Origin of the sequence: Variovorax multivorans (assembly GCF_051216835.1) — a bacterium.
Lineage (GTDB): Bacteria > Pseudomonadota > Gammaproteobacteria > Burkholderiales > Burkholderiaceae_C > Variovorax.
In genome coordinates, this window is record NZ_JBPJZL010000030.1 from 19,897 (window position 1) to 38,475 (window position 18,579).

The 18,579-nt window shown below is 64.2% G+C and carries 15 protein-coding genes and 1 pseudogene; 10 read left to right on the forward strand and 6 right to left on the reverse strand.

Annotated elements, in window-relative coordinates; translation table 11 throughout:
• Nucleotides 1-7: 7 nt before the first annotated feature.
• The 5 genes from ACSFCA_RS35715 to ACSFCA_RS35735 all read right to left on the reverse strand — a co-directional run bounded on the left by ACSFCA_RS35715 (nt 8) and on the right by ACSFCA_RS35735 (nt 5,114).
• Nucleotides 8-1,009 (reverse strand): ABC transporter substrate-binding protein, encoded by a 1,002-nt coding sequence (locus ACSFCA_RS35715; RefSeq protein ID WP_435462859.1) that lies wholly within the window; start codon nt 1,007-1,009, stop codon nt 8-10.
• Between the two features lie 220 nt (nt 1,010-1,229).
• Complete coding sequence (locus ACSFCA_RS35720; protein WP_435462858.1) at nt 1,230-2,042, reverse strand: ABC transporter permease; 813 nt, start codon at nt 2,040-2,042, stop codon at nt 1,230-1,232.
• Entirely contained in the window at nt 2,039-2,902 is an 864-nt protein-coding gene (locus ACSFCA_RS35725; protein WP_435462857.1) for an ABC transporter permease, read from the reverse strand. The genes ACSFCA_RS35720 and ACSFCA_RS35725 overlap by 4 nt, the downstream gene beginning before the upstream one ends.
• A 26-nt stretch (nt 2,903-2,928) precedes the next feature.
• Nucleotides 2,929-3,972 carry an ABC transporter substrate-binding protein gene (locus tag ACSFCA_RS35730; RefSeq protein ID WP_435462856.1) on the reverse strand — a complete coding sequence of 348 codons (1,044 nt, stop codon included), beginning with the start codon at nt 3,970-3,972 and terminating at the stop codon, nt 2,929-2,931.
• A 56-nt stretch (nt 3,973-4,028) separates the two neighbouring features.
• Nucleotides 4,029-5,114, reverse strand: a complete 1,086-nt coding sequence (locus ACSFCA_RS35735) for an ABC transporter ATP-binding protein (RefSeq protein ID WP_435462855.1) — start codon at nt 5,112-5,114, stop codon at nt 4,029-4,031.
• Nucleotides 5,115-5,335: 221 nt separating this feature from the next.
• Here ACSFCA_RS35735 and ACSFCA_RS35740 point away from each other — a divergent pair, with 221 nt between their 5' ends.
• On the forward strand, nt 5,336-6,757 hold the full coding sequence (locus ACSFCA_RS35740) for an amidase (protein WP_435462854.1): 1,422 nt from the start codon (nt 5,336-5,338) through the stop codon (nt 6,755-6,757).
• 43 nt (nt 6,758-6,800) lie between these two features.
• On the opposite strand, the gene ACSFCA_RS35745 is transcribed toward ACSFCA_RS35740, so the two are convergent.
• Nucleotides 6,801-7,532, reverse strand: coding sequence for a GntR family transcriptional regulator (locus ACSFCA_RS35745; RefSeq protein WP_435462853.1), 732 nt, complete (start codon nt 7,530-7,532; stop codon nt 6,801-6,803).
• 145 nt (nt 7,533-7,677) lie between these two features.
• On the opposite strand from ACSFCA_RS35745, the gene ACSFCA_RS35750 reads away from it, so the two are divergent.
• From ACSFCA_RS35750 to tnpC, 9 genes and pseudogenes are all read left to right on the forward strand, one after another.
• Entirely contained in the window at nt 7,678-8,412 is a 735-nt protein-coding gene (locus ACSFCA_RS35750) for a maleate cis-trans isomerase family protein (protein WP_435462852.1), read from the forward strand.
• Nucleotides 8,413-8,764: 352 nt separating this feature from the next.
• Nucleotides 8,765-10,249 carry a DUF3375 domain-containing protein gene (locus ACSFCA_RS35755; protein ID WP_435462851.1) on the forward strand — a complete coding sequence of 495 codons (1,485 nt, stop codon included), beginning with the start codon at nt 8,765-8,767 and terminating at the stop codon, nt 10,247-10,249.
• Nucleotides 10,239-11,069 carry a DUF4194 domain-containing protein gene (locus ACSFCA_RS35760; protein ID WP_435462850.1) on the forward strand — a complete coding sequence of 277 codons (831 nt, stop codon included), beginning with the start codon at nt 10,239-10,241 and terminating at the stop codon, nt 11,067-11,069. The genes ACSFCA_RS35755 and ACSFCA_RS35760 overlap by 11 nt, the downstream gene beginning before the upstream one ends.
• Nucleotides 11,066-14,500, forward strand: coding sequence for an ATP-binding protein (locus ACSFCA_RS35765; protein ID WP_435462849.1), 3,435 nt, complete (start codon nt 11,066-11,068; stop codon nt 14,498-14,500). The genes ACSFCA_RS35760 and ACSFCA_RS35765 overlap by 4 nt, the downstream gene beginning before the upstream one ends.
• A gap of 16 nt (nt 14,501-14,516) precedes the next feature.
• Complete coding sequence (locus ACSFCA_RS35770) at nt 14,517-15,728, forward strand: Wadjet anti-phage system protein JetD domain-containing protein (RefSeq protein WP_435462848.1); 1,212 nt, start codon at nt 14,517-14,519, stop codon at nt 15,726-15,728.
• Between the two features lie 48 nt (nt 15,729-15,776).
• Nucleotides 15,777-16,208, forward strand: a complete 432-nt coding sequence (locus ACSFCA_RS35775; protein ID WP_435462847.1) for a hypothetical protein — start codon at nt 15,777-15,779, stop codon at nt 16,206-16,208.
• Between the two features lie 98 nt (nt 16,209-16,306).
• Nucleotides 16,307-16,690 (forward strand): IS66-like element accessory protein TnpA, encoded by a 384-nt coding sequence (gene tnpA, locus ACSFCA_RS35780; protein WP_435462846.1) that lies wholly within the window; start codon nt 16,307-16,309, stop codon nt 16,688-16,690.
• On the forward strand, nt 16,687-17,022 hold the full coding sequence (gene tnpB / locus ACSFCA_RS35785; RefSeq protein WP_435462845.1) for an IS66 family insertion sequence element accessory protein TnpB: 336 nt from the start codon (nt 16,687-16,689) through the stop codon (nt 17,020-17,022). The genes tnpA and tnpB overlap by 4 nt, the downstream gene beginning before the upstream one ends.
• 76 nt (nt 17,023-17,098) lie before the next feature.
• Nucleotides 17,099-18,547 (forward strand): annotated as a pseudogene (gene tnpC, locus ACSFCA_RS35790) (IS66 family transposase); the annotation flags it as partial.
• Between the last annotated feature and the right edge of the window lie 32 nt (nt 18,548-18,579).

Here is an 18,579-nt window from a genome sequence, read left to right on the forward strand (position 1 = left end):
CCGGCACTCAGTAACCGAGCACCGACTTCGGCTTGCCCGTGGCCGCCTCGAGGAAGCGGTAGTCCATGTTCTTCTCGATCTGCGCCGACACGTCGGAGCCGATGTACTTCAGGTCGCGCATCATCGCTCCGATGGCCACGGCCGGCGCGCGGTACATCCGGTAGTCGGGATAGAGGTTTTCCACCGCACCGGTGGCGATGGCCTTGTCCAGGCCGGTGACCTTCTGGATGGTGTCGACGAACAGCGGCTTGTTGGCCGACATCATGTCGTTGACCTTGACGATGGAGCGCACCGTCTCTTCCACCGCCTTGGGCTTGCTGGCGATCACGTCGGAGCGTGTCACGATCAGGTTGGTGAGTTTGCCGGCGGCCTGGTCATAGGGAAAGGCGAAGAACTTCGCGGCACCGAGCTGGCGAATCTGCGTGGCGAAGGGATCGACCGAGCAGATGAGCTCGACCTCGCCGCGGCGCAGCGCCTGCACGTGGTCGGAAGGGTTGGGGATGTTGATGAACTGCACGTCCTTGTTGACGTCGATGCTCTGCCTGGCAAAGGCGCCGCGCATGTGGATGTCTTGCGCATTGCCGCGCGAGGCCGCCACGCGGAACGGCTTGCCGGCCGCCTTGTACTCGGCAATGACCTTCTTCAGGCTGGCCCAGTCGTTCTCCTTGACGGCCAGGTCGTTGCCCACGAGGAGCTGCGAGCCGCCGTTGACCTGGCCCGAGATGGCGACCACGTCGAAGCCCTTGTCCAGCGCGGTGGCGTAGTGCAGGTAGGTGACCTGGGCCACGTCGATGCTTTTGGACAGCAGCGCGGTCAGCACGTCGTTGCCGGTGTTGAACCCGATGGCCTCAAGCTTGACGTTGGCGGCATGCTGCGGCGTGAGCGACAGCGGCGTGCAGTGGGCGCACTTGGCATAGCCGAGCTTGATCGACGGCACGTCCTGGGCCTGGCCGGCCAGCGGCAGCATGGCCGCCACCGCCAGCACGAATTTCGCAAGGGATCTGAACATTCGGGTTCCTGGAGGAAAAAGGGTGGATGGACGACGGGGCGCCGCCTGTCTCTCGTGGAGCAAGTGCTGTGCCTGAATTGAATTCAATATGAAAGAAAAATTGGATACAAAACTAGCCGAATCGCTCCTGCCTAGGTGCGTCGTGCACGCTGCAAGGGCATGGTGGGCGTGGGTGGTCACTGGATCGGTCATGCCGTCTTCCTCGCAGGGGCCCGGCGCGTCACCGGATGCGTTTGCTGATGCCGGTCAGGCGCTCCATCGCGATCATCAGGACCAGCGTGACGAGCACCATCAGGCTCGAGACGGCCGCGATGCTCACGTCGAGCCGGCCTTCCAGGTCCTGCCACATGCGGATCGGCAGCATGTCGGTGGACGCGTCGCGCAGGAAGAGCGACACCGGCACGTTGTCGAAGGAGGACATGAAGCTGATGAAGGCGCCGGCGGCGATGCCCGGCGCGATCAGCGGCAGCGTCACGCGGCGGAAGGTGTAGGCGCGGCTCGCGCCCAGGCTGGCCGAGCTCTCCAGCAGCGCGGGCGGCAGCTGCGAGAGCGCCGCCACGGTCGTGCGGATGACGTAGGGCACGCCCGCCACCGTGTGGCCGATGACCAGCGTCCACAGCGACAGCTCGATGCCGATGCGCGAGAAGTAGATGAGCGAGGCCAGCCCGAAGGCCAGCGCCGGAAGAATGAGCGGCGACATGAAGAGCGAATCGAGCACGCGCGCCATGGTCTTCTCGGAGCGCGCGATGGCCAGCGCCGCCGCCACGCCGAGCAGCACCGCAAGCAGCGTGGAGGCCGAGGCCACCTTCAGGCTGTTGAGCGCCGCGTACTGCAGCTGAAAGGCATCGGGCAGCGACTCGTACCAGCGCAGCGAATAGCCCGGCGGCGGGAACTTCAGCGAAAACCCGCTGGTGAACGACAGCACGATCACGACGACCGTGGGCGCGAGCAGCAGCAGCGTGGCGAGCGCGGCGATGCCGCCGAGCACGCAGGTCAGCGCGATGGTGGCGGGCTCGTGGCGTCGCGCGCTCATGGTGCGAGGCCCCGGCCGAGGCGCCCCAGCATGTTGAACAGCGTCACGCACGCCATCACCGCCACGAGGAACACGAGCGAGATGGCCGCGGCAAAGGGCCAGTTCTGCAGCGACGAGGCCTGCTGGTAGATGTACATGGGCATGAACAGCATCTGGCCGCCGCCGATCAGCGACTGCGAAATGAAGGCGGTGATGCTGGCCGCGAAGGTCAGCAGGCAGCCCGCCAGGATGCCGGGCAGCGTGAGCGGCAGCGTGACGCGCACGAAGGTGTAGAGCGCGCTGGCGCCGAGCGCCGAGGAGGCGTCCTCCAGGTTCGGGTCGAGCTTTTGCAGCGCGGTGATCAGCGGCAGCGCCATCAGCGGCAGCTGCACGTTGGCTAGCGCCACGATCAACCCGCCGCGCGTGTACAGCAGCTTGAGCGGCGAGCCGATCCAGCCGAGCTCCATGAGCGCCGCGTTCACGATGCCCTGGCGCCCCAGGATGACGACCCACGCGAAGGTGCGCACCACCACGCTCGTGAGCAGCGGCATGACGATGATCAGCATGAGCACCTTCTGCACGGCGCCCGGGCTGCGCACGTAGCTCCATGCGAGTGCATAGCCCAGCACCAGGCACAGCAGCGTGGTCTGCACGCCGAGCCAGAGGGTGTCGAACAGCACCGGCAGGCTGAAGCGGTCGGTGGCGATCTTCACGTACTGGTCGGGGCCGAAGGACTTCAGCTCGGGCGTCGCATACAGGCTGATGACGATCAGCAGCAGCAGCGGCGCCAGGAAGAACAGCACGAAGAACGCCGCAAGCGGCGAGGCGAAGGCCAGGCTGTACCCGGTGACGGGGGGGCCCTTGAGCGCGGCGGTGGTCATCGTGCGGTCTTCGGTGGTTCAGCCGGTCAGAGCTTGATCTCGCGGTTGAAGCGGTCGATCCAGGCCGAGCGGTTCTCGTTGATCTTCTTCCAGTCCTGGAACACGAACTTCTTCTTCATGTCGGCCGTGTTCCTGGCCAGCACCTTGGCGATCTCGCCGCCCATCTTCACCTTGGCGTTGGTCGGCACCACGAGGTAGGGGCTGCCCATGAGCTTGCCCTGCACCTCGGGCGACAGCGCCACGTCGATGAGCTGCGCGGCCAGCGCCTTGTTGGGCGAGTTCTTGACGATGTGGATGCTGGTCTTGAAGGCAATGGCGCCTTCCTTCGGCGCCACGAACTCCACCGGCACGCCGCGCGCCTTGAGGATCTGGATGGCGTTGAAGTTGCCCGGGCTGATGTCGACCTGCCCCTGCTGGAACAGCGCCGCGAGGGCGCCGGGGTTGGCCGCGACGGCCGCGAGGTTGGGCTTGAGCTTTTCGATGGCCTTGAAGCCCTCTTCCACGTTGCCCTCGTTGCCGCCGTGCATGCGCGCGATTTCCACGAGAAAGCCCGTGCCGAGCGTCGAGTTGAGGTTGGTGATGCCCACGCGGCCCTTGTATTCGGGGTTCCACAGGTCGGCCCACGAGGTCGGCGGCTTCTTCACCGTTTCGGGGTTGTAGGTCAGGCCCACGACCTGGAAGAACATCGACGGGCCCATCGGGTCCTGCGCCTCAGGGATCAGGTCCTTGTAGTTCTTGCTCGAAGCCACGGGGAAGGGCTCCACCAGGTCCTGCGCGATGGCGACCAGCGCCGGACCCGGGTCGTGCAGCATCACGTCGATGGGCGGGTTGCTGCGCGCGGCCGAGACCTTGGCGATCTGGTCGACCGAGAGCATCGCGTCGAGCAGCATGTCCTGCCCGCTGGCTTTCTTGAAGGCAGGCACCAGCACGTCGCGGTGGGCCTCCTCCCAGCTGCCGGTGAAGGTGGCGAACACCAGCTTGCGCGCCTGCGCATGGCTGATGCCGGGAAATAGCTCCATCGCGCCCAGGGTGAGCGCGCTGCCGAGCAGGTGGCGACGGTTGAGTTGCATGACGGTCCTTGTGAGTTGGAGGAGGAGTGGGGGACGAAGAAAATCGGCAGGCGTGTTCAGGCCGCGGCGAACACCATGACGCTGTCGGCCGAGGCGGGCCGCAGCCACACGCGCTCGCCGGTCGCGCGCGGGCCGCTGCCCGGTGCGCGCGGCTCGGTGAGCTTGAGCCGCAGGCCGGCCGCGGTGCGGATCTCGTGGACGATGGTCGCGCCCAGCGGCATGCCGAGCTCGACCACGCCTTCGAGCGCGTCGGGCGCCTCGTCGCACAGGCGCAAGTTCTCGGGGCGCACGCAGGCCACCACCTTGCTGCCCGAGGGCAGGCCGGCGGCCGGGCGCGTCCACAGGGGCGTGCCGTTGTCCAGCCGCACCACGGCGCGGTCCGCCGCATTCGACTGCAGCGTGCCGGGCAGCACGTTGGCGGTGCCGACGAACTGGTTCACGAAATAGGTGGCGGGCGTGTCGTACACCTGCGAGGGCGGCGCGAACTGCTCGAGCCGGCCCTGGCTCAGCACGGCCACGCGGTCGGCCATGCCCAGCGCTTCTTCCTGGTCGTGGGTGACGATGATCGCGGTGGTGCCGGCGGCGCGCTGGATGCGCTTGATCTCGATCTGCATGTCCAGCCGCAGGCTCTTGTCCAGCGCGGAGAACGGCTCGTCGAGCAGCAGCACGCGCGGCTCGATGGCCAGCGCGCGCGCCAGCGCCACGCGCTGCTGCTGGCCGCCCGACAACTGCTTCGTCAGTCGGCCCGCGAGGTGGCCGAGTTGCACCATGTCGAGCATCTGCGCGGTGCGCTTGGCCGCGGCGTTGCGGTCGACGCGCTGCGCGGCCAGGCCGTAGCCGACGTTCTCGGCCACGGTCATGTGCGGGAACAGCGCGTAGTTCTGGAACACGATGCCCACGTTGCGCCGCGCGGGCGGCAGCTCGTCGATGCGGCGCCCGCCCACCACCACCTTGCCACCGGTCTGATGGATGAAGCCGGCGATGATGCGCAGCAGCGTGGTCTTGCCGCAGCCGCTGGGGCCCAGCAAAGCCACCAGCTCGCCGGCGGCGATCTCCAGCGTCACGTGGTCCACCGCGAGCGAGCCGCCGTAGCGGTGCACGACGTCGTCGAGGGTCAGGCTTTGTCCGGCGTTCGATTCCATGGTGCCGAGCTGACGCAATCACCGTGCCAAGTTTGTATCCAATCTTGAAATGGATACGTCAAACATGTCCCGCAAGAGAGACCGCCTTGCGAGCGGTTGGAATCAGTCTTGCATGGGGAGTCGCGAGGTCGCCGTCGACCGTTGCAATCCGGTGCAGTGCCGCACCAAATTGGATACAAAATCAAAGGGCTGGTGCATCCAGTCGACAGAAGGAAATTCCCATGACCGACGAAATCCACCGCTGGACCGCCCGGCACCTTGCCGCGCGGGTGAGCGACCGTGCGCTGTCCGCCACCGAGGTCGCGCAGTCGATGTGCGAGCGGGTGAGGCGGCTGGAGCCGCGGCTCAATGCCTTTGCGGACTTCGATGCCGCCGTACCGCTGGCGGCGGCGCGCGCGGTCGATGCGCGTCTTGCCGTCGGCGAGCTGCTGCCGCTGGCCGGCGTGCCCTTCACCGTGAAGGACAACCTCTGGCTCGGTGGCCGTCCGGCCACCTTCGGCTCCAAGGTGTTCGAGGACTTCGTGGCGCCGCGGGATTCATGGTGCGTGGCGCGGATGCGGTCGCTGGGCGCCGTGCCGCTGGGTGTGACCAACTGTTCCGAGTTTGCCTGCAAGGGCATCACCGACACGCCGCTGCACGGCGCCACGCGCAATCCCTGGGACCTGCAGCGCACGCCGGGCGGCTCCTCGGGCGGCGCGGTGGCCGCAGTGGCTTCGGGCCTCGGCCCGCTGGCGCTGGCCACCGACGCGGGCGGCTCGGTGCGCCGGCCGGCCGCGCACACCGGGCTGGTCGGCATGAAGCCGACGCTCGGCCGCGTGCCCAATCCCTGGGGCTTCGACGATCCGAACCACCTGCTGTCGGTCATCGGCCAGATCGGGCGCGATGTGGAGGACGTGGCCTTCATGCTGGACGCGCTCACCGCCTGGGAACCGGCCGACACGCTGTCGTCGCCCGTCTTCGCCATGGCTGATGTGATGGCCGGCCTGAAGACACCGCTGCAGCCGCTGAAGCTTGCCTGGTCGCCGGACCTGGGCTGCGGCCTGGCCATCGATGCTGACGTGCTCGCCACGCTCGAGGCGGCGGTGGAGCAACTGCGCGCCGCGGGTTGGCAGATCGAACGGGCTGATCCGGCCTGGCCGCCCGAGGCGCGTGAGTATCCGTTGATCGCGCTGCAGCAGGCGGGTCTGGCGCAGCGCTTCGGTGCGATCTGGCGCAAGACGCCCGAACGGATCGACCCCGACATCGGCGCGCAGATCGAACTGGGCTGCGGCATCTCCGGCACGCGCGTGACCGAGTTGCTGAAGCTGCGCGAAGATTTCCACGCGAGCTTCACGCAGTTCTTCTCGCGCTACGACGCGCTGCTGTGTCCCGTGAGCCCGGTCGAGGCCTGGCCGCTCGGCAGCCTAGGACCGGGAGAGATCGGTGGCCTGCCGGCCGGCCCGCGCGGACATGCGGCCTTCACGCCGATCTTCAACTACGGCGGCGTACCGGCGTTGTCGCTGCCCTGTGGCACCGGCCGCCAGGGCCTGCCGGTCGGGCTGCAGATCGCCGGGCCGCGCTTCTCGGACGCCCGCGTGCTGCAGCTCGCGTGGCATGCGCAGCAGGTGCTGGGCGCCGGGTCGTTCTCACCGCTGATGGCGTAGGCCAGGGTTCGCCGCTGCGGCGCGAAGTGCGCGAGCCCGGGAGTCAGCCGAACAGGACATCGGCCAGGTCGATTTCCTGGACCTCTTGCGCATCGAGCTTGAGCGCGTTCTCGATGTGATTCAGGTGTTCGATCATCAGGTTCGAGGCACCCTCGACGTCGCCGGCTTCGATCGCATCGACCAGCAGCGCGTGCTCGTCGTTCGGACAGGCGACTGCGGTCGGCGCCTCGAAGGTCAGGATGGCCAGGCAGGTCAGCGGCGTGAGCTCGCGCATCAGGCGGGCCAGGATGCTGCTGCCCGACACCTCGGCCAGCAGCACATGGAAATCGCCGGACAGGCGTACCGCCTGGCGGCGGTCGCCGCGCGCATGGGCCTGCTGCTCGCGCTTGATCAGCGCCCGCAACTGTTTCACCGCAGTGGGCGCCTTGCCGGTGGCGATGCGATCAATCAGCCGGGCGACGGCGGCCGGCTCGAGCGTGCGGCGCACCGACAGCACGTCGTGCGCCTCTTCCGCGCTGGGCGTGGTCACGAAGGCGCCGCGGTTGGGAATCAGGGTGATCAGTTGCTCGACGGCGAGGCGCTGCAGCGCGCCCCGCACCTGGGTGCGGCTGACGGCGAACAACTCGGCCACGCGTTCCTCCGACAGCTTGGTGCCCGGCAGCAACCGGTGCTCGACGATCGCGTCGTAGATGCTCTGGTGGATGTCCGCCTGACTCGCCACGCTGCGCGCTGCAGGCAGGGCGCTCTTGGGCGGTATGTTTTTCGGTTTGGTCATGAAGAGGGTTTCACAGCAAGACTCGTGCAAGCAAGACGCCCGCCAGGGTTCGACGCATGGATACAAGAACAGCGAAGAATCGTATCCAATTCAGGATGTGGCACGCTTCTGGCGACATTGCGGCAGACTTGAATGGAGAAACACGATGGTCAAGCGAACACTTCTGGGGATGCTCACCCCTTCGTCCAACACCACGCTTGAGCCGGTGACGGCTGCGATGCTGTCGGAATTGCCCGAGGCCAGCGCCCACTTTGGCCGCTTCCGCGTGACCGAGATCGCGCTGTCGGCCCAGGCGCTGGCGCAGTTCGACAACCGGGAGATCCTGGCCGCGGCCGAGTTGCTGTCGCATGCGCGCTGCGAGGTGATCGGGTGGAGCGGCACTTCCTCCGGCTGGCTCGGCTTCGACGCCGACCGGCAACTGTGCGCGGCGATCGAGTGGGCGACCGGCGCGCGCGCCTGCACCTCGGTGCTGGCGCTCAACGAGATCTTGAAGGCCACAGGCGTGCAGCGCCTCGGCCTGGTCACGCCGTACCGGGGGGACGTCCAGGCCGCGATCATGCGCAACTATGCGGCCGAAGGCATCGACTGCGTGGCCGAGCGCCATCTGGGGCTGCAGGAAAACTTTTCCTTCTCGGAGGTCGACGACGAGCAAATCCGCACCATGGTGCGCGAAGTGATGGGCGGCCCAGTCGAGCGGCGGCCGCAGGCGGTGGCGATTTTCTGCACCAACCTGCGCGGCGCACCGCTGGTGCCCGAACTGGAGGCCGAGTTCGGCGTACCGGTCTACGACACGATCGCCACGGTGGTGTGGAAGGCGCTGCGTCTCGCGGGCGTGGATACGCGCCGCGTGACCGGGTGGGGGCGCCTTTTCGCGCACTGATGCTGCGCCGGCCTGCATCGCGCTGGAGACCGGCCGCAGGCAAGCTCCTGTCCATACATCCCAGTGGAGATGTGGCCCCCGAAAGGCTGGGCAAATCTCTGGGGAATCGCTTGGAAAGATGGACGTTGCCACTTGACCCAGACAGTTCACCGGCCGCTTCGTCTGTTGAATTGCTCTTCTGCGGTCCGGCCACCTTGGTCTGCCAGAATACGCACATGCTTCAGCCGACGTGGCCTGAAGAGCGATGCAGACGCGAGGAACTCTAAGAGGGAGGCGAAAAGAACGTCATGCGATTTGTGACTCCTTTGTCAAAACGCCCTGCGCGACCTGACGCGGGTAAATCTGCCTTGCTGTGAGCGAAATATCTACGCTCGCGCTCTTTCAAGATCTCAATCGATTGAGGGACACAGCGGCTTGGCGGCTGGTCGCCGCTGACACGGCCCCCGTTATTTGTGCCTGCCTGCTGTCACTTTTCCCCAGTTCGGGCAGCAGGCAATTGAGCGCAGCAACACTGCATATCAAGCTCGACACGTGCCTGGAGTCGTTCAGGCCTGCAGGACAAGAGCCGTCCAAAACCGCACAGGGCTATGCGACCGAGTGGGTCGCGAACGGATGGTTGCGACGTGATTTCCCTCAGGGCGCTCAGGAGGAGCACTACAGTTTGACCGTCGCTGCTGGGAATGCGCTGCGGATCATTGAGGGCTGGCGTCCGAATATCGCGGACAGTACGGGCGGCCTGCGGTTGGAAAGCCGCCTTGCATCGGTGCGTTCGATGATGCGCGAACTCGCACAGCTGACGGATGACAACCCGATGGCGCGTCTGGCGGTGCTCTACGAAGAGAAAGCGCTGATCGAGTTCAGGATTCAGGAAGCAGAGGCCGGGCGCATCCAATCCATCGATGAGGAGCGCGCGGCCGAGCGTGCACGCGAGGTCATTGCACAGTCCGAGCAGCTGATCGGCGACTTCGACCGGGTCCGCGACCAGTTCGAGATCATTCATCTGGACCTGCGTAAGCGGCTCCTGCAGCATGAGGGATCGCGCAGCGAGCTTGTCGAGCAACTGCTCGACGGCATTGACGTCATCCGCCAGACCGATGCAGGCCGAGCCTTCCAAGCGTTCTGGAGCCTGCTGCTTGACGCCTCCGAAGTCAGCCTCTTCGAGGAGACGGCGCACGTGCTGGCAAGCCGGGCGTTCGCGTCGAGGCTATCTGTTGATGAGCGTCTGGCCCTCGAGTCACTGAAGTCACGCCTGCTGGCGCAGGCAACCGGCGTTCACGAAGTGCGCGGTCGGTTCGTCTCGGGATTACACGGCTACGTTCGGAGTCGGGAGTATGTCGAACAGCGGCGGATCATGCAGTTGGTGACCCAGGCGCATCGTGCTGCGACGACGTTGGTGGGGCACGTGCGCGCCAATCAAGACATCGGTTTCAATCTCGATCGAACCAGTGCAGCAATCCGCTCCTTGTCGCAGTGGTCTGCGCATGATCCCTCCGCCTCGGCCGCGGTCGCCCCCATGGAGGAGCACGTCCCGGAAGCTGCTTCGCCCGAAGAATTGCGCTCGATGGTCCTGCGCGCCGAGGTCGACATGCGAGCCATCAAAGCCAACATCCGCGCCTACTTGACCGGGACAGAACGTGCCAGCGTCGGGGAATTCCTTGCAGCTTATCCCGCGACTCAGGGGCTGGGGACGGTGCTCGGCTATCTCCATCTTGCGATCAAGCATGGGCAAGCACAGGGGGAACAGGAGCTGTTGAGCTGGCTGGGCATGGACGGCGTGCCCCGCTCAGCGTGGACGCCGATGTATGTGATCACGCAGGAGAGCATCGATGCCATCTGATGACGGCTCAGCGACGAACGAGCAGATTGTGATCCCTGCATTCCTGCGCAAACGCGAGGAGCCGCATCGACCCACTCTCGAGGAAAATATTGAGGCCGATGATTCGCCGACCGACGCAGACGATCCCGAGCATGCGGATCAAGACTTGGTGCTGGACGCCGAGTTGGCGCCGATCCAATCGGTCTCGGAAGATGGCCAGCAAACGTCTGATCGGATGCTGTTCCAGAGCGACAAGGGAGAACTGCGTGGTGAGACGCGCCGGGCACTCGTGGCGCTCTTGGCGGGACCCAGCGTGGACGGCGAAAGGCAGCCGAAGCTCTGGTATGTGCTCAAGCGTGATGAAGCAGTGCTGCGCTCCCGATTGAACGAGCTGTTTCTCGACATGGCGCTCGACGATGAGAACCGCGTTGCCTTCATACGCCAAGTGCCGCAGCAGGGCGACACCGATATTCCAGTGCTGTTGCGCAGGCAGCCATTGACATTTCTACAGTCCGCCGCCTTGCTGGTGTTGCGTGCCGCGCTAGCCAGCGCTTCGGCCGCTGGTCAGCGGGCCGTGGTCAGTGGCGCCGAACTCATTGCAGACTTGGCGGCCTACGAAGATCCGTCCAAGAGCGACAAGGCACGCTTTTCCAAGCAGTCTCTCGCCGTAGTGGAAGCGCTCAAGAAGGTCAGCATCTTGCGCCCGATTCCAGGAAGCACGGACCGCTATGAGGTGTCCCCCACGCTTTCCCTACTGATGCCCGCAGAGCAGCTTGCGGCACTGGCGAAGACCTACGAGAGCTTACGGCCGGTCTCCGTCGGCCAGGAAGATCAAAAATGAGTGTCATGGACCAGGTTCTTGCCCAGATCGGGGACGGAGCGCAGGATGCCAGCCTCCTTCCCGAGACATCTGTCTCAGATGCTTTGCTCGACCAAGAGTGGGCCCGGCAATACCGACTCCACCGTATCCAGATCAAGGACTGGGGCACCTATCACGGGTTGTTGACCATGGGGGTCCCGCATAAGGGACAACTCCTGGTTGGCCACTCGGGGTCTGGAAAGTCCACCATCTTCGACGCGCACTCGGTTTTACTGACTCCGCCGACACGCCTGCGGCTCAACCAGGCATCGCGCGACTCCGGCAAGAGCGCCGACGATCGTTCAGTTATCAACTACGTGAGGGGTGTCTGGGGAACAGCGCAAGGAGGAGACGGACGCGGTGTGGCCAAGGTACTGCGTCCCAGCACAACGTGGTCGGCCATCGCGGAGGTCTATCGCAACGGCGCGGGACAGGTGGTTACCCTGGCGCACCTGTACTGGCTTCGAGGAGCCAGCAACGACCTTCACAAGAGATACCTGCTGGCAGAAGGTGAATTCGATTTGCGTGAGCTCGATTTCTTCCCCGAGTCCGACTTCGATACAACAAAGCTCCACCGCACGCTGAAGGCGAAGGGCATCGAGCCCTTCGATGCGTTCTCCCGCTACATGGCGGCCTTCACAAAGGTACTCGGCATTCGCGACGAAATGGCGCTACGGCTGTTGCACAAGACACAGTCGACCAAGAGCGTGGACAGCATCACAGCGTTCCTTCGCGAGTTCATGCTCGATGAGCCGAACACCTTCGAAGTCGCAAAGAACGTGGTCGATCAGTTTCAGAAACTCAAGGAAGCGCATTCGGACTGGCATACCGCCACGCAGCAACGCGACGTGCTCAAGCCGGCACGGGAGGCCCATCAGCGATTGCAAAGCCTGGGACTGGAAGAGAACCGCCTGAAAGAGGTCGCCAGCGGCATCACACACTTCGAGACACCGCTGGGCATCGAGGTCCATGAGCGGGCCATCACGCGGTCGGACCTGCGAATCAGGCGCATGCGGGCGTTGCTGGACACCCGGGTGGGCGCCCTGCAGGCCGCGGAAGCCCGACACACCGACGCGATCCGGCGCGAGGCCCTCGGCGGAGGCGATGAGCTACGGTCATTACAAAAAGCACTCGAGGACACCCGCCAACGCGGCAGGGACGCCAAGGCGCTGCGAGAAAATCTACAGGCGGCCTGCAAAGTCCTCGAGCGGGCGATTCCCGTCGACGAAGATGAATTCGCTCAACTCTATGCTGACGCCTCACGCGCGGTGGACGACGGTGCAGTCGTTGACAACGCTCCTTTCGTCAAGGCCGTCAGCACCAGGACGGCGCTTGAACCTCCGCAGAAGGAGGCGCAAGCTCAACTCGCAGCGTTGGCGAGGGCGCCGCGATCAAACGTTCCGGCCGAGCAGCAGCAGATACGAGAGGCCCTGGCGAGAGCGCTTGATGTCGAGATCGACAGCCTGCCGTTCGCCGCCGAACTGATGACGGTCAAGCTGGCAGAGCGGCGCTGGCAGGGAGCAATCGAGCGACTCGTCGGAGGCTTTGCCGTCACGATGCTCGTGCCAGCACACCTGTTCGAAGATGTGCGTCGATTCGTCGACAACAATCACCTGAAAGGTCGTCTTGGTTACCGACCCGTGAGATCCGTCACGGAGATTTTCCGTGTGCGCTCGCCCGGCAACGTCACGGACAAGATCGAAATTGCCCCGCACGAATTCAGTCACTGGCTCACCAACGAAGTGAATCGCCAGTTCGACTACGCCTGTGTCGAATCGGCCGACGACATGGGAGGGCATACGCAAGCGCTCTCGCTGAACGGTCAGATCAAAAGAGCCAGGGAAAACTACCTCAAGGACGATCGACGAGCGCTTGACGCGAGAGACCGCTGGGTCTTGGGTACCGACACCGCCGCACGAGCAGAGGCGTTGCACCGGCAACTTTCAAACATCAATGAACAACTGGAAGCTGCGCAGAAGATCGTCGATGCACATGAAGCCCAGACGAAGAAGATCGGCCAGCGCCTGCAGGCATGTCTGGTGATTGCGGGCATGTCATGGGCCGCTCTGGATGAAGCTGGCGCGCTCGCTGCCAGCAACGGGATCGAGAAGAAGATTGAACAACTGAAGCACGGCAGCCCGCAACTGGTCGAGCTCCAGGCCGCCGTCACTCTGGCTCTGGCGGCGAAAAGCGAGGCGCAAACTCAATGGGCTGACCAGCACGGTATGGTCAAGCAGTTCGAGGTCGAAGTGCAGACGTGGCAACTTCGATTGGACCAGTTGCAAGATCTTCCGATCGTCAGGTTGACTCCTGCCCAGCAGCAAGCCGTCGATGACATGAGAAGCCGGCGCACTGTCGAAAGCACACCCGAGAACTACGACCGCGAATTGACCTGGATGCACAGTGAGGCAAACGGGGCAGTACAGGGAAACCAGAGAGCCCAGTTCGACGAAAAGGCGCTGATCGTCAAGGCGTTGACAGAGTTCTGCGCGAAAACAGAATGGCAAGCAGCTACCAAGGGCCATGACCCCGTACTGGAGAGCTTCGCCTTCTTCGACCAGCACCTGACGAACCTGCTGCTAGAGGGGGTTTCGCGGACGTGGGAGCGCTTCCTTGGCGAACTGCAGGAGCACAACAATCACCAACTGACGCTGCTGTCACATAGTTTGTCGAGTGAGCGCGCCGACATGGCAAAGCGGCTTCAGGCTGTCAATGCCAGTCTGTCAAAGACTGCGTACAACCCGGGCACGCACCTGCTGCTCCATCGTGTGGACTGCGAGCCGGATGAGTCCAAGGTTTTTCGTCGCGAGTTGGCTGTCGCAATGAGCGAAGTGATCAACACAGACGGTGCTGAAGCAGCAGACTCCCGCTACGAACGCTTGCGCAAGATCGCGGAGCGCTTGGGGAGCGATCGGTCTGAGGATATCCGCTGGCGCTCCCGGGTGCTCGATGTGCGTCAGCACGTGCAGTTCGACGCCCACGAGATCGTGAACGCAACCAACCAGGTCGAACAGGTGTACAGCGGCAGCGACGGCAAGTCTGGAGGCCAGAAGCAGAAACTCGCTGCCACCTGCATGGCCGCAGCCTTGCGCTATCAACTTGCGCATCCCGGAGGAACCGTACCGCAGTTTGCTGCGGTGGTTGTCGACGAGGCCTTTGATCGGTCGGACCCTGATTTCACAGAAGCAGCACTGAACGTGTTCAGGGAGCTTGGCTTCCAGATCATCGTGGCGACTCCAGGCAAGATGGTCCAGACTATCGAGCCCTATGTGGGGGGCGCGGTCTGGGTCTATGCGAAGCGCGGCGACCGGTCCAATGCGGTGGCGCTGAAGTATGACGAGACCTCGGGTCGCATCGACTACAGCCCGATGGCAGAGCATCCGGCGAAGATCGAAAGTGCTTTCGCCAAGTGACATCCGCAAGTGGGCCGTGCAACGGTTCGCCAATCAACGTCGCGACTGGATCGACGGCGGGGGGCAATGGCCACTCCATCGTGGACTTGAACCGCCGACTGGTTCGAGCATCCGCAGCGGACTCGATGCGGTCACCAAATGGACTGCGGCCTGGACCTCGGCGCAGCTTCCAGAGGGCGTTCAGATCCTTCGGGAAACATACCAGATGCGCGACATAGGCATGCAGACGATGCCGGTGCGCATCCAGTTCGACTCGCCCCGAGCGATCGCCGCGTTTGCGGGAGAACTGCGTGACTGGGACCGTGTCAGCGCCCGACGTGCCATGCTGCTTGAGCGCTGGCCGGATCTTGGTACAGGGAATGGACCGGGGCGACTGTATGACTGGCTGGCACAAGCCACCGAAGGCGATGTGCAACGACTGATTTCGGTTGCGCAGTGGGTGGTCGAGCATCCACGCAGCGGCCTCTATTTGCGCCAACTACCAGTCGCGGGGGTGGACACGAAGTGGATCGAAGGTGGGCAACGGCGATCAGTCGCCACACTCGTGCGACTCGTGCACGGCGAGACAAATTCCGGCGGTGAGAGCGAGCGCGATTTCCTTCAGTTGTGCGGTCTTCGATCTCCCGAGCCGCGCATTCACGTCATGGCACTCGACGCCGGGCTTCGATCTGTTCTTGGAGGCATGCGCGACGTCCAAGCGCCTATCGCAGATCTGGCCGCCTTGCCGTGGCGGCCGCGCGTCACTCTGTTTCTCGAGAATCTCACATCTGCTCACAGCCTTCCGGACCTGGAGTCCACAGTGGCCGTCGTCAGGCTCGGCCATGCGATCTCTCTGGCCTCTGCGTTGCCATGGATTCGTCACAGCAACGTGCTGTACTGGGGCGACATAGATACCGATGGGCTGAAGATTCTGTCGTCTGCTCGCAGCCACTTTCCGCACACGCGGTCAGTGTTGATGGACATGTCGACCCTGCAGCGCTATCGCGACAGATGGGTCGTGGAGGGCAGCTCCAACCTCCAGGCCGACCGGGCGTGTCTGACGCCTGCGGAGCTTTCGTTGTACGACGCCCTGCTGGCCAATGCGTGGCAGGACTGGAACTCCGCACAAAGAGTTCGGCTTGAGCAAGAGCGCCTCGATTGGCCGTCAGTGGAAGAGGCACTACGCGCAGCCGTGTCACAGGTGTTGACCCAGCAGGGTGATTTCCTGGGGAAGAGCGCAACGCAGTAGATCCGCGTCCAGAGTGGCTTGCTCGTTGCCGACTTTGAGAGGACGGCAATGGCATCCACCAGTGATCCGCTCTTGAGTTTCCTTTCGGCGCGACGGGCAGATTTCCGTAGGATCGCTGCCAGAACCTGCGGGGAGCATACGGTCGAAGATGTTTCTGCGGAATCCTGGCTCATCGCCGAAGAGATTTCCCGCAAGCGCGGACTGGCAATCGACTTCCTGAATACCGACGATCAGGAGCTTGTCCTGTCCTGGCTTCACTGCAAGCTTGTCCGATACGCCGACAAGAGCGTGCGTTTCGCAGTGAAACTGGATAAGGATTGGGACAACCAAGATGCGGAATCCGCGATGAACGCGCTGGCTCGCCTGCTAACAGCCCCCGAGCAATTCGACCCTTTGGTGCGCATGCTCGATGAGGAGGAGAAGTTCGATCCTTTGGCCCTGATCCGTAAGCGTCGTCTCAGCACCCTCTGTTTTTGTTGATGGCTTTGAGCAGGATTGGTCGTAAGCGGCCAGCCAAGTCATATTGACCCAAGGGTCCCCACGTAAGAGCCTCGTGCCCGCATAACTCAAGCGGACACATGGACACTTACGGAATCGATTTGATGGGCCGGCGACGCAGACGCCGGCACACACCAGAGTTCAAGGCTTCGGTCATCGCGCAATGCATGCGACCTGGCGTGTCCGTCGCGGCGGTTGCGCTGGCCCACAGCCTCAACGCCAACATGCTGCGCAAATGGGTCATTGATGCCCAGCACAACCCACCGACACTGCCGCCGGCAGTTTCACCTCAAGAGCCCCCGCCGCAACCCGCACCGACCTTCATCCCCTTGGCCCTGACAGCCCCGGCGATTGAGGGTGACATCCGCATCGAGCTTCAACGCTCGGGCACTATCGTCACCGTCGTCTGGCCAGCATCGGCCGCCGCAGCTTGCGCAGCCTGGCTGCGCGACTGGCTTCGATGATCCGGGTCGATGCCGTCTGGCTCTGTGTCGAACCCATGGACATGCGCGCTGGCACCGACACCGCGCTGGCACGTGTCGTCCAGGTTTTCGGCTCCGCTCGACCTCACCACGCCTATGTCTTTGCCAACCGCACCTCCACCCGCATGAAGGTCTTGGTGCATGACGGCATCGGTATCTGGTTGGCCGCCAGGCGACTGCACCAGGGCCGCTTCGCCTGGCCTGGTGGCGGCTGCGGCGCGCCGCAGTCCCTGACCCACGAGCAACTCGATGCCCTGGTACTCGGTCTGCCCTGGCAGCGTATGGGCGCCGCCGGCATCATCGGACTAACCTGAGTTGACCTGGGGCAGCCGAGGCAATCCGGACCTCTGCCGATGACAGTCAACGAGCCGTCGCGGACACTTGGCCTCGATGTCCGCAACTGCTCCTGCCGCACTCATCACCGACACCGAACTGGCCGCTCTCGAAGCCGCCGGCCTCGGCGACCTTGGTGCCCGGCTTCTGGGGCGTATCGATCATGACCGCCAGGAGATCAGTTGGCGCGACAGCCACATCGACAAGCTCACCTTCGAGATGGCACAGCTGAAGCGGGTGAAGTTCGGCCAGAAGACCGAGCAGCTCAATGCCGAGCAGAAGGCCTTGTTCGACGAAGCCGTCGATGCCGACATTGCCGCCTTGGAAGACCAACTCGAAGCGCTGATGGCCGCTGCCAGGAAGCAGCCGGCAGAGCCACGCACAACCCACAAGCGCATCGCGCTGCCCGGCAGCTTCCCGCGCGTGGAGCGCCATCACGAACCCGAGAGCACCACATGCTCTTGCGGATGCGCGTTGCAGCGCATCGGCGAAGACGTCAGCGAGAAGCTCGACTACACCCCTGGTGTCTTCACCGTCGAGCGCCACGTCCGCGGCAAGTGGGCCTGCAGCCATTGCCGAACGCTGGTGCAAGCGCCGGTTCCCGCCGAGATCATCGACAAGGGCATCCCGACCTCGGGGTTGCTTGCACAGGTCTTGGTCGCCAAGTACGCCGACCACCTGCCGCTGTACCGGCAGGCTCATATCTTTGGCCGTGCCGGCCTGACACTGCCGCGCTCCACGCTGGCATCCTGGGTAGGCGTGTGCGGCCTGAGGCTGCAGGCCCTCGTCGATGCTCTCAAAGTTGAAGTTCTGGGATGCGCCGTTGTGCATGCCGACGAGACACCGGTGGCAATGTTGGCGCCGGGCACCGGCAAGACGCATCGGGCGTACCTCTGGGCTTACGCTGCAGGCGCCTTCGAGGCCTTGCGCGCGGTCGTCTACGACTTCACCGACAGCCGTTCGGGAGAGCATGCCAGGGCCTTCCTCGGCGACTGGCGTGGCAGCCTAGTCTGCGACGACTATGCCGGCTACAAGGCAGGCTTCGCGCTCGGCATGACCGAGGTGGGTTGCATGGCGCACGCGAGGCGCAAGTTTGTCGAGCTCCACCTGACCAACAAGAGCACGATTGCCGGCACGGCCATCGACTTCATTGGGCGGCTCTACAGCATCGAGCGCGAGGTGAAGGCGATGGCTCCGGCGCAGCGTTTGCAGGAGCGAAAAACTCGCTCACGCCCGATTGCCCAAGCACTGCATGAATGGCTGCTGGCGCAGCGACCCAGGATCACGGATGGCACCGCCACGGCGCGTGCCATCGACTACAGCTTGAAGCGCTGGGTAGCGCTCACGCGCTACCTGGAGGATCCTGCCCTACCGATCGACAACAACTTCGACGAGCAGCAAATCCGGCCTTGGGCTACGGGCCGCAATAAGGCGAAGTGCGCTTTTATGCGAAGTGCGGCTTTTGGAGCGCACCGATCCGCCTTACTCGCCGTCGCTGCCAGCTCGTGATCAACATCTGGACTTCGCATAAGAAGTCG

Coding starts and splice junctions, on each gene's coding strand:
- ACSFCA_RS35775 (WP_435462847.1), top strand. CDS start 15,777: ATGGCATCCACCAGTGATCCGCTCTTGAGTTTCCTTTCGGCGCGACGG.
- ACSFCA_RS35725 (WP_435462857.1), bottom strand. CDS start 2,902: ATGACCACCGCCGCGCTCAAGGGCCCCCCCGTCACCGGGTACAGCCTG.
- ACSFCA_RS35760 (WP_435462850.1), top strand. CDS start 10,239: ATGCCATCTGATGACGGCTCAGCGACGAACGAGCAGATTGTGATCCCT.
- ACSFCA_RS35720 (WP_435462858.1), bottom strand. CDS start 2,042: ATGAGCGCGCGACGCCACGAGCCCGCCACCATCGCGCTGACCTGCGTG.
- ACSFCA_RS35735 (WP_435462855.1), bottom strand. CDS start 5,114: ATGGAATCGAACGCCGGACAAAGCCTGACCCTCGACGACGTCGTGCAC.
- ACSFCA_RS35715 (WP_435462859.1), bottom strand. CDS start 1,009: ATGTTCAGATCCCTTGCGAAATTCGTGCTGGCGGTGGCGGCCATGCTG.
- ACSFCA_RS35740 (WP_435462854.1), top strand. CDS start 5,336: ATGACCGACGAAATCCACCGCTGGACCGCCCGGCACCTTGCCGCGCGG.
- ACSFCA_RS35745 (WP_435462853.1), bottom strand. CDS start 7,532: ATGACCAAACCGAAAAACATACCGCCCAAGAGCGCCCTGCCTGCAGCG.
- ACSFCA_RS35765 (WP_435462849.1), top strand. CDS start 11,066: ATGAGTGTCATGGACCAGGTTCTTGCCCAGATCGGGGACGGAGCGCAG.
- tnpA (WP_435462846.1), top strand. CDS start 16,307: ATGGACACTTACGGAATCGATTTGATGGGCCGGCGACGCAGACGCCGG.
- ACSFCA_RS35750 (WP_435462852.1), top strand. CDS start 7,678: ATGGTCAAGCGAACACTTCTGGGGATGCTCACCCCTTCGTCCAACACC.
- tnpB (WP_435462845.1), top strand. CDS start 16,687: ATGATCCGGGTCGATGCCGTCTGGCTCTGTGTCGAACCCATGGACATG.
- ACSFCA_RS35730 (WP_435462856.1), bottom strand. CDS start 3,972: ATGCAACTCAACCGTCGCCACCTGCTCGGCAGCGCGCTCACCCTGGGC.